This is a genomic window from Kitasatospora sp. NPDC093558 (assembly GCF_040683475.1).
Classification (GTDB): Bacteria; Actinomycetota; Actinomycetes; order Streptomycetales; family Streptomycetaceae; genus Kitasatospora.
This window is the reverse complement of the sequence record NZ_JBFBDY010000268.1, coordinates 1-8,745: the sequence shown is the minus strand read 5'-3', so window position 1 is coordinate 8,745 and position 8,745 is coordinate 1. Positions and strand designations below refer to the sequence as shown.

The 8,745-nt window shown below is 71.4% G+C and carries 10 protein-coding genes; 8 read left to right on the top strand and 2 right to left on the bottom strand.

Features of this window, described 5'->3' with window-relative positions:
- The 6 genes from AB0O00_RS22850 to AB0O00_RS22825 form a co-directional block, all read left to right on the top strand.
- The coding region (locus AB0O00_RS22850) for an ABC transporter ATP-binding protein (RefSeq protein ID WP_363654558.1) at positions 1-457 on the top strand (457 nt) is incomplete at its 5' end.
- Between the two features lie 44 nt (positions 458-501).
- Complete coding sequence (locus AB0O00_RS22845) at positions 502-1,521, top strand: ABC transporter substrate-binding protein (RefSeq protein WP_363654556.1); 1,020 nt, start codon at positions 502-504, stop codon at positions 1,519-1,521.
- A 78-nt stretch (positions 1,522-1,599) separates the two neighbouring features.
- Positions 1,600-1,983: a nuclear transport factor 2 family protein gene (locus AB0O00_RS22840; protein ID WP_363654555.1), complete on the top strand. Its 384-nt coding sequence runs from the start codon at positions 1,600-1,602 to the stop codon at positions 1,981-1,983.
- A 10-nt stretch (positions 1,984-1,993) separates the two neighbouring features.
- Positions 1,994-2,470 carry a GNAT family N-acetyltransferase gene (locus AB0O00_RS22835; RefSeq protein ID WP_363654553.1) on the top strand — a complete coding sequence of 159 codons (477 nt, stop codon included), beginning with the start codon at positions 1,994-1,996 and terminating at the stop codon, positions 2,468-2,470.
- A 198-nt stretch (positions 2,471-2,668) separates the two neighbouring features.
- Complete coding sequence (locus tag AB0O00_RS22830; RefSeq protein WP_270144190.1) at positions 2,669-3,079, top strand: anti-sigma regulatory factor; 411 nt, start codon at positions 2,669-2,671, stop codon at positions 3,077-3,079.
- A gap of 288 nt (positions 3,080-3,367) precedes the next feature.
- A complete protein-coding gene (locus AB0O00_RS22825; RefSeq protein ID WP_363654560.1) occupies positions 3,368-4,246 on the top strand; it encodes an RNA polymerase sigma factor SigF in 879 nt (292 codons plus the stop codon).
- A gap of 65 nt (positions 4,247-4,311) precedes the next feature.
- On the opposite strand, the gene AB0O00_RS22820 is transcribed toward AB0O00_RS22825, so the two are convergent.
- Positions 4,312-4,755, bottom strand: a complete 444-nt coding sequence (locus AB0O00_RS22820; RefSeq protein WP_363654551.1) for a hypothetical protein — start codon at positions 4,753-4,755, stop codon at positions 4,312-4,314.
- 50 nt (positions 4,756-4,805) lie between these two features.
- Here AB0O00_RS22820 and AB0O00_RS22815 point away from each other — a divergent pair, with 50 nt between their 5' ends.
- Together AB0O00_RS22815 and AB0O00_RS22810 are read left to right on the top strand one after the other, a co-directional pair.
- Positions 4,806-5,777 carry a diacylglycerol kinase family protein gene (locus AB0O00_RS22815; RefSeq protein ID WP_363654549.1) on the top strand — a complete coding sequence of 324 codons (972 nt, stop codon included), beginning with the start codon at positions 4,806-4,808 and terminating at the stop codon, positions 5,775-5,777.
- A gap of 370 nt (positions 5,778-6,147) precedes the next feature.
- Positions 6,148-6,399, top strand: a complete 252-nt coding sequence (locus AB0O00_RS22810; RefSeq protein ID WP_014138019.1) for a WhiB family transcriptional regulator — start codon at positions 6,148-6,150, stop codon at positions 6,397-6,399.
- A gap of 428 nt (positions 6,400-6,827) precedes the next feature.
- Here AB0O00_RS22810 and AB0O00_RS22805 read toward each other — a convergent pair whose 3' ends face one another.
- On the bottom strand, positions 6,828-8,348 hold the full coding sequence (locus AB0O00_RS22805; RefSeq protein WP_363654547.1) for a PAS domain-containing sensor histidine kinase: 1,521 nt from the start codon (positions 8,346-8,348) through the stop codon (positions 6,828-6,830).
- Positions 8,349-8,745 lie beyond the last annotated feature (397 nt).

The following is an 8,745-nucleotide window of genomic DNA, read 5'->3' as shown; positions in this document are numbered from 1 at the left end:
GCACCGGCGGGGCTTCGGCGGCCCGGCCTTGGGCGACCCCGCGCGCTGCGCGGCGGCGCTGCGCGAGGTCGGCGCCGGGCACCTCGCCGAACGCGGCTTCCTGAGCCTGTCCGGCGGCGAGAAGCAGCGCGTGCTGATCGCCCGCGCGCTCGTCCAGGAGCCGCGCCTGCTGGTGCTGGACGAGCCGACCAACCACCTCGACATCGCCCACCAGCTGGAGGTCCTGGCGCTCGTCCGCGCGGCCGGGCCCACGGTGCTCACCGCGCTGCACGACCTCAACCTGGCGGCCGGGCACTGCGACCTGCTGTACGTCCTGCGGGCCGGCCGGATCGTCGCCTCGGGACCGCCCGCCGAGGTGCTCGAACCCGGGCTGCTGGCCGAGGTGTTCGGCGTCCGGGCCACCGCCGTCCGGCACCCCGCGACCGGGGCCACCCAACTGCTCTTCGACCGGCTCTGACGGCTGCTCCCTACCGACGTCCCATCGACCCCCGAGGAACCCCCTTGCGCACCAAGGCCGTTGCCGCCACCGCTCTGCTCGCCCTGGGACTCACCGCCTGCGGCGCCGAGATCGCACCGGGCGGCGGGGCCACCGCCGCGTCCGCCCACTACCCGGTGACCGTCGACAACTGCGGCAGCAGGATCACCTTCCCGCAGAAGCCCGCCCGCACGGTCACCAACGACGTCGGCATCACCGAGCTGATGCTCTCGCTCGGCCTCGCCGACCGGATGGCCGGCTACGTGATGCCCGACGACAAGGGCCGGATCGACCAGGTCGCCTGGAAGGACGGGTACCAGCGGACCGCGTGGCTCTCCAGGAAGCAGATCACCAAGGAGATCGTCCTCGACGCCAAGGCCGACCTCGTCCTCGCGGGCTGGCACTACGGCTACGACGAGGGCCGCGGCTTCACCCCGCAGGCGCTCAAGGCCGTCGGCGTCGATGCGTACGTCCTCACCGAGTCCTGCCGCAGCGGCAAGGGCGCCGAGCGCGGCGTGATGTCCCCGCTGGACGCGCTCTACACCGACCTGGCCAACCTGGGCGAGATCTTCGACGTCAAGGACCGCTCCGACCGGCTGATCGCCGACTTCAAGGCGCAGGTCGCCGCCGTCCCGCAGCCCGAGCGCCGGCCGTCCGTGTTCCTGTACGACAGCGGGCAGGACAAGCCGTACACCGCCGGGAAGTTCGCCGCGGCCGACGAGATCATCACGAAGGCCGGCGGGCGCAACGTGATGGGCGACGTCGCCGACTCCTGGGTCACCAGCGGGTGGGAGGAGGTCGTCCGGCGCGACCCCGAGGTGATCGTCGTCAATGACTACGGCGACACCACCGCGGACGCCAAGCGGGCGTTCCTGAAGTCCTTCCCGCCGCTGGCCGGCGTCTCCGCGGTGAAGAACGACCGGATCTTCGTCCTGGACTACGCCGACCTCGTCGAGAGCCCGCGCAACCCGGCCGCGATCACCGCGCTCGCGGCGTACCTGCGCGGCGGCCGGAACGGGGGCCAGGACAGCGGCCAGAACGGCTGAGCGGCCCGGATCCGGCCCCTGCGGCCGGGCGTACGCTCGGAGTACGAACCGACGGACCCCGACCGGAGGAGCGACATCATGACCACCACGGCGGCGCCGTCCGCCTTCGACTCCCGCGCGCTGCGCGAGGGCATCGAACGCAGCGACGCCGGGATCCTGCTCGCGCTGTACGCCGACGACGCCGAACTGCGCGTCGTCGACCACCGGACCCAGCCCAGCCACCCCCTGGTGATGCACGGGCGGGACGAGATCGGGGCCATGCTGAGCGACGTCTACGGCCGCGAGATGACCCACACACTGGAGCAGGTGGTCGTCCAGGGCGACCACGTCGCCTTCATGGAGTCCTGCCGCTACCCCGACGGGGTGCGGGTGCTGATGACGTCCATGGCCGACCTGCGCGACGGGCGGATCGTCGACCAGACCTCCGTCCAGGCCTGGGACGAGACCGGTCCCGGCCAGTAGGCTCGGCCGCATGATCCGCACCGCCGTCCCCACCGACGTCCCCGTCATCCGCGCCATGATCCGCGAGCTGGCGGAGTACGAGAAGGCCCCGCACGAGGCGGTGGCCACCGACGAACAGCTGCACGACGCGCTGTTCGGCGCCGCACCGGCGCTGTTCGGCCTGATCGCCGAGGACGACACCAGCGGCGAGCCGGTCGGCTTCGCGGTCTGGTTCCTCAACTTCTCCACCTGGCGCGGCACCCACGGGATCTACCTGGAGGACCTGTACGTCCGCCCGGAGGCCCGCGGCGGCGGCCACGGCAAGGCGCTGCTGCTGGAGCTGGCGCGGATCGCGGTGGAACGCGGCTACTCGCGGATGGAGTGGTCGGTGCTCGACTGGAACGAGCCCTCGATCGAGTTCTACAAGGCGCTCGGCGCGGTGCCGATGGACGAGTGGACCGTCTACCGGCTCACCGGCGACGCCCTCGCGGCCGCCGCCAGCCGATGAGAAGAGCCGCTGAGAAAGCGCTGAGAATGCGCTGATCAGCTGCCCCGAACCCCTGCCACCCTGCGTCGCGATGCCTTACCATGAGTAACTCCCGCACCGGCATCGCGGCAGACCCCCCAAAGGGGGTACAAACGGGGTGCGAACAGGGGTACCACCAGAGGTACCAAGCAAGCACAGCGCGTCACCCAGGAGGCAAGGGTGTCCCAGATCGACAGCGATCTCGGAGTTCAGGACTTCGTGGAGGTCCGGCTGCCCGCGGCGGGGGCCTACCTCTCCGTGTTGCGCACCGCGACGGCCGGGCTGGCCGCCCGGCTCGACTTCACGCTGGACGAGATCGAGGACCTGCGGATCGCGGTGGACGAGGCCTGCGCCATCCTGCTCCAGCAGGCGGTGCCCGGTTCCGTCCTGTCCTGCGAGTTCCGCCTGGTCGGCGACTCGCTGAAGGTGACCGTCGCCGCACCGACCACCGACGGCAAGGCGCCCGAACGGGACACCTTCGCCTGGACCGTCCTCTCCGCCCTGGCCGGCGAGGTGGACTCGTCCGTGGGCGAGGACAACACCGTCTCGATCAGCCTGCACAAGAAGCGCGGCGGATCGGCCGCCCACTAGCCGGCCCCGCCGGCAGCGCCGCCGGCGACCACCGCGCAAAGGGCCGTCCGGCCGGTACCCCGACCCGGGGGCCGGCCCGGCGGCGCCCGGTACCGCCCACCACGCGGTACGACCACAGAGACGAATCCGGGGCCGAGGGCCCCGGTGCTCCCGGAACGGAACGGGGGAATGGCCGTGAGTGATCTGGACCGTACCGGCCTCGCGACGGCGGGACCTGCCGTACCGACCCAGGCGAGCGTTCCCGGCCTCGCCGCCAACGACGAAGCGCACCCGAAGGACGCCCACCGGATGAGCCAGCCGACCGAGCCGACGTCTGAGCCGACGCCCGCCTCCCCGACCCCGCCGGACCCGGCGGACGGGGCCGCGGACCTGCACGGCGCCGTGCCCGCCCAGGGCTCGCACCGCACCGGCGCGCCCGACCGCGAGGCCGCCCGGGCGCTCTTCGTGCGGCTGTCCGCGCTGCCCGAGGGCTCCCCGGAGCGCGTCGAGCTGCGCAACCAGCTGGTGCGCATGCACATCCCGCTGGTCGAGCACCTGGCCCGGCGCTTCCGCAACCGCGGCGAGCCGCTGGACGACCTGACCCAGGTCGCCACCATCGGGCTGATCAAGTCGGTGGACCGCTTCGACCACGAGCGCGGGGTCGAGTTCTCGACCTACGCGACGCCGACCATCGTCGGCGAGATCAAGCGCCACTTCCGCGACAAGGGCTGGGCGGTCCGGGTGCCGCGCCGGCTCCAGGAGCTGCGGCTGTCGCTCACCACGGCGACCAGCGAGCTCTCCCAGCGGCACGGCCGCTCCCCCACGGTGCACGAGCTGGCCGAGCACCTGGGCATCTCGGAGGAGGACGTCCTGGAGGGCCTGGAGTCCGCCAACGCGTACTCCACGCTGTCCCTGGACGTCCCGGACAGCGACGACGAGTCGCCGGCCGTGGCGGACACCCTGGGCGCCACCGACGAGGCGCTGGAGGGCGTCGAGTACCGCGAGTCGCTCAAGCCGCTGCTCGCCCAACTGCCGCCCCGGGAGCAGAAGATCCTGGTGCTGCGGTTCTTCCGGAACATGACCCAGTCGCAGATCGCCGCCGAGGTGGGGATCTCGCAGATGCACGTGTCCCGGCTGCTGGCCAGGACGCTGGCCCAGCTGCGGGAGAAGCTCCTGGTGGAGGAGTAGAACTGACGGCCGCTCGGCGAGCGGCCGTCAGTGGTGCAGCACGTCCGTCCGGCGGTCCTGCGCGCTCAGCCCTCGTGCTCGGCGTACAGGACCGCCGTCGACTTCGGGTTCAGCAGGGCGCCGATGCCCACCAGCCCGAGCAGGCCGACCAGCACGCCGACGCCGATCATCGCGCCGCCGCTCTTCAGCATGTAGTAGGCGACCGGCAGGCAGATCGAGTTGGTCAGCACCGCCGGGCTGCGGCCCCAGCGGCGCCCCTTGAGCAGCGCCCTGGCCGCCAGCACCGGCAGCACGCCGAGCAGCACGATGACCGCGCCGCCGAACTCGTTCAGGGCGAGCTGCTTGGCCTGGCCGGACAGCGCGGACACCATGTCCGAGACGCCGACGACGGCCAGCGCGGCGCCCTCCACGGCGGTGATGGCGGCGCCGACGGTCAGGGCGACCGGGCGGGCGCGGCCGGCCGCGGGAGCGGGCGCCGGAGGGACGGGGGCGGAGGATTCTGCGGTCACTCCAGCAGGGTAGCCGCCGGTCGGCCCGTACCGACCCGTAGGCTTTCCCCATGCGCGCTCTCCTGGTCGTGAACCAAAAGGCCACCACCACCAGTGGCCGCACCAGGGACGTGCTGATCCACGCCCTGCGCAGCGACCTCAAGCTGGAGGTGGCCGAGACGGCCTACCGCGGCCACGCGCGCGACCTGGCCCGCGAGGCCGCGGAGGACGGCACGGTCGACCTGGTGGTGGCGCTGGGCGGCGACGGGACCGTCAACGAGGTGGTGAACGGGCTGCTGTCGCACGGCCCGGGCGAGAAGGTCCCGCGACTGGCCGTGGTGCCGGGCGGTTCGACCAACGTGTTCGCCCGCGCCCTGGGCCTGCCCAACGACCCGGTGGAGGCCACCGGGGCCCTGCTGAACGCGCTGGACCACGGGCGCGAGCGCCCGATCGGCCTGGGCAAGGCGATGACCGACGGGCTGCCGGACCGCTGGTTCACCTTCACCGCCGGCCTCGGCTTCGACGCCGGTGTGGTCGGCCGGGTCGAGGAGCAGCGCAGGGCCGGGCGCAAGTCCACCCACGCCCTCTACATCGGCCAGGCGATCCGGCACTACGTCACCCAGCGTGAGCAGCGCCGTTCCGGCCCGGTGGCCCTTCGCCTGCCGGGCCACGAGGCCGTTCCCGGCCTGGTGCTGGCGATAGTCAGCAACACCTCGCCGTGGACGTTCCTGGGCAACCGCCCGGTCTACCCCTCCCCGCTGGCCTCCTTCGACACGGATCTCGACGTCTTCGGCATCACCCGGATGACGGCGTTCGGCACGGCTCGAACGGTCCGTCAGATCCTGCGGTCGTACGCGCCTTCGAGCGACGGCGCACCGTCGGCCGGCCCGTCCGGCAAGCACGTCGTCTCCTATCACGACGTCAGACACTTCACCTTGGTTTCAGAGGAACCAGTGCCGTTCCAGGTCGACGGGGACCATCTTGGAGACAGGAGTCGCGTCAGTTTCACAGGCGTACGGCGGGCACTGCGTGTGATTGTGTGACCGGAAGTGGGGTTCGCCCTTCTTCTCGAACGCACAAGCCCCCTTCACTCCATAGAAGTACTGGCTGTGAGCTAGGCGACACCGAAGAATCAAAAATTCCTCCCCGAAGGGGGTTGTATCCGAGCCCGAGGTTTGCGAACCTCTACATGGCGATCGGGACACATCGCAGCGACGGCAACCTCAGCACCTGACGGAAGCCGACCGCGGAGTGTCCCTCGAATCGCCGAATCCCTCCCCAGCACAGACCACCCGGGCCCGGCGGGCCTTTGGTCTCTTTTGCTGTTGCGGGATTCGTGAAAGCGTTCACATTCACAAGCCATCGATTATGCCGATCCGGGCCACCCCCGTCGGCAGGAGGAGTTGGACGACCATGGACTGGCGCCACCGCGCTGTCTGCCGCGAAGAGGACCCGGAGCTGTTCTTCCCGATCGGGAACACCGGTCCTGCTCTGCTGCAGATCGAGGAAGCCAAGGCCGTGTGCCGCCGCTGTCCGGTCATGGAGCAGTGCCTGCAGTGGGCTCTTGAGACCGGCCAGGACGCCGGCGTCTGGGGCGGCATGAGCGAGGACGAGCGTCGCGCGATGAAGCGCCGTGCCGCCCGCAACCGCGCCCGCACCGCCTGATCGCACACCTGATCACACGCCGTAGTACCAGCAGTGACCGCTGTACCGATCAACACATGATCAAAGGCTTCCCTGCAGTTCCTGGTGAAGCCTTCCGCACAAAGGACCTTGCCCGGCAAAGTCCCGCGACACCGGTCCGTCCAGCCACTTGATACTGTTCACTTAGAGCAATATTGTGGAGCTGAGGCGCTCACCGTGTGCAACGCACCGACGCGGTGTCGCACTACCCAGAGCCCCCGTTCCGGCCGACTCCCCCCGACGGCCGGAACGGGTTGAGAGGCCCTGTCGACCCACCCCCCCCGGTCGACAGGGCCTCGTTTCTGTTTCTGCGCCCGGTTGCCGGGCACCTGGTACCCGGCGAAGGCGGCGCGTGGAGTGCGCACCCGGCGCTCCCGCCGGACGCGCGCCCCGTCGCGCACCGCAACGCATCAACGCACCGGGATCTCCAGGATCACCTTGGTGCCGCCGTTCGGACCGGCCACCATGTCGAAGGTGCCGCCCAGCTCGCCGGTGGCGAGGGTGCGCACGATCTGCAGGCCGAGGTTGCCGGCCGTCTGCGGGTCGAAGCCCTCGGGCATGCCCCGGCCGTCGTCCTGCACGGTGATCAGCAGGTACTCCTCCGGCCGGGCGCCGCCGTTCCAGCTGTCCGACCAGCCCATGCCGGTGGCCGGCGCCCGTCCGCGCAGCGCGCTCACCTCCAGGTGGCCGGAGGCGGTCGGGCCGAAGGCGTGCTCCAGCGCGTTCTGCAGCAGTTCGGTCAGCACCATCGACAGCGGGGTGGCCACCTCGGCGGACAGGATGCCGAAGCTGCCGCTGCGGCGCGTCTCCACCCGGCCGTCCTGGGACAGCTCCATCACCATCGCGAGCACCCGGTCGGCGATCTCGTCGAAGGCGACCTGCTCGTCGAGCGCCTGGGAGAGCGTCTCGTGCACGATCGCGATCGAGCCGACCCGGCGCACCGCCTCGTCCAGCGCGGCCCGGCCGGCCTCCGACTCCATCCGGCGGGACTGCAGCCGCAGCAGGGCCGCGACGGTCTGCAGGTTGTTCTTCACCCGGTGGTGGATCTCCCGGATGGTGGCGTCCTTGGTCATCAGCTCGCGGTCGCGGCGCCGCAGTTCGGTGACGTCCCGGCAGAGCACGAGCGAACCGGTAAGCGTGCCCTTGGGCTTGAGCGGGATCGCCCGCAGGGTCACCACTCCCCCCTGCGCCTCGATCTCGGTCTGCCGCGGCGCCCAGCCGCTCGCCAGTTTCACCAGCGCCTCGTGGACGGCCGCGCGCGACGGCGGGACGAGCTCGGCGGTGGCGCGGCCGAGGTGGCTGCCGACCAGGTCGGTGGTGAGGCCGAGGCGGTGGTAGGCGGAGAGCGCGTTGGGGCTCGCATAGGTGACGATGCCGTCCGCGTCGAGGCGGATCAGGCCGTCGCCGACGCGCGGGGCGGCGTCCATGTCGACCTGCTCGACGCCCGGGAACGGGAAGCTGCCGGCGGCGATCATCTGGGCGAGGTCGGAGGCGCTCTGCAGGTAGGTGAGCTCCAGCCGGCTGGGGGTGCGGACGGTCAGCAGGTTGGTGTTGCGGGCGATGACGCCGAGCACCTTGCCCTCGCGCCGCACCGGGATGGACTCGACCCGGACGGGCACCTCCTCGCGCCACTCCGGGTCGCCCTCGCGCACGATCCGGCCCTCGTCGAAGGCGGCGTCGAGCAGCGGGCGGCGCCCGCGCGGGACGAGGTGGCCGACCATGTCGTCCTGGTAGGAGGTCGGACCGGTGTTGGGCCGCATCTGGGCGACCGAGACGTACCGGATGCCGTCCCAGGTGGGGATCCACAGCACGAGGTCGGCGAAGGAGAGGTCCGACAGCAGCTGCCACTCCGAGACCAGGTGGTGGAGCCATTCCACGTCGGCCCCGGTCAGGGTGGTGTGGCGGCGGACGAGTTCGTTCAACGAGGGCACATGGCGAGGGTATCGCCGCCGGTCGGGCGGGGGCGCGGCGGACCGCGGAGTGGACCCGGCCGGCCCTCCCGAGTTGTTTAGACCAATTTGCCGACCGGCCTGGACAACCGAGATTGGTCTAGTCCACAATGGAAGGGCACCAAGGAGAGGCCCACCGCGCAACTGCCCTGACCGCGCGCGGCCGCTCCTCGGTCGGACGCCACCGAGCGAGGACCCCGCACAGTCCTCGGTCGACTCCGGCGCCCGACGACAGCTCCGGGCTGCGGTGCCGCATGGGTTGAGGGTCCCGTGTCGGCGCCGTGGCCCGTAGTGCTTTCCGGGGGCGGTCCCCCGGATCCCGGACCACGTTCCGCCGCTCAAAGAACCGGCCCCCGTCCACAGGCTGTGGACGGGGGCC

Coding starts and splice junctions, on each gene's coding strand:
- AB0O00_RS22840 (WP_363654555.1), top strand. CDS start 1,600: ATGACCACCACGGCGGCGCCGTCCGCCTTCGACTCCCGCGCGCTGCGC.
- AB0O00_RS22835 (WP_363654553.1), top strand. CDS start 1,994: ATGATCCGCACCGCCGTCCCCACCGACGTCCCCGTCATCCGCGCCATG.
- AB0O00_RS22825 (WP_363654560.1), top strand. CDS start 3,368: ATGAGCCAGCCGACCGAGCCGACGTCTGAGCCGACGCCCGCCTCCCCG.
- AB0O00_RS22815 (WP_363654549.1), top strand. CDS start 4,806: ATGCGCGCTCTCCTGGTCGTGAACCAAAAGGCCACCACCACCAGTGGC.
- AB0O00_RS22810 (WP_014138019.1), top strand. CDS start 6,148: ATGGACTGGCGCCACCGCGCTGTCTGCCGCGAAGAGGACCCGGAGCTG.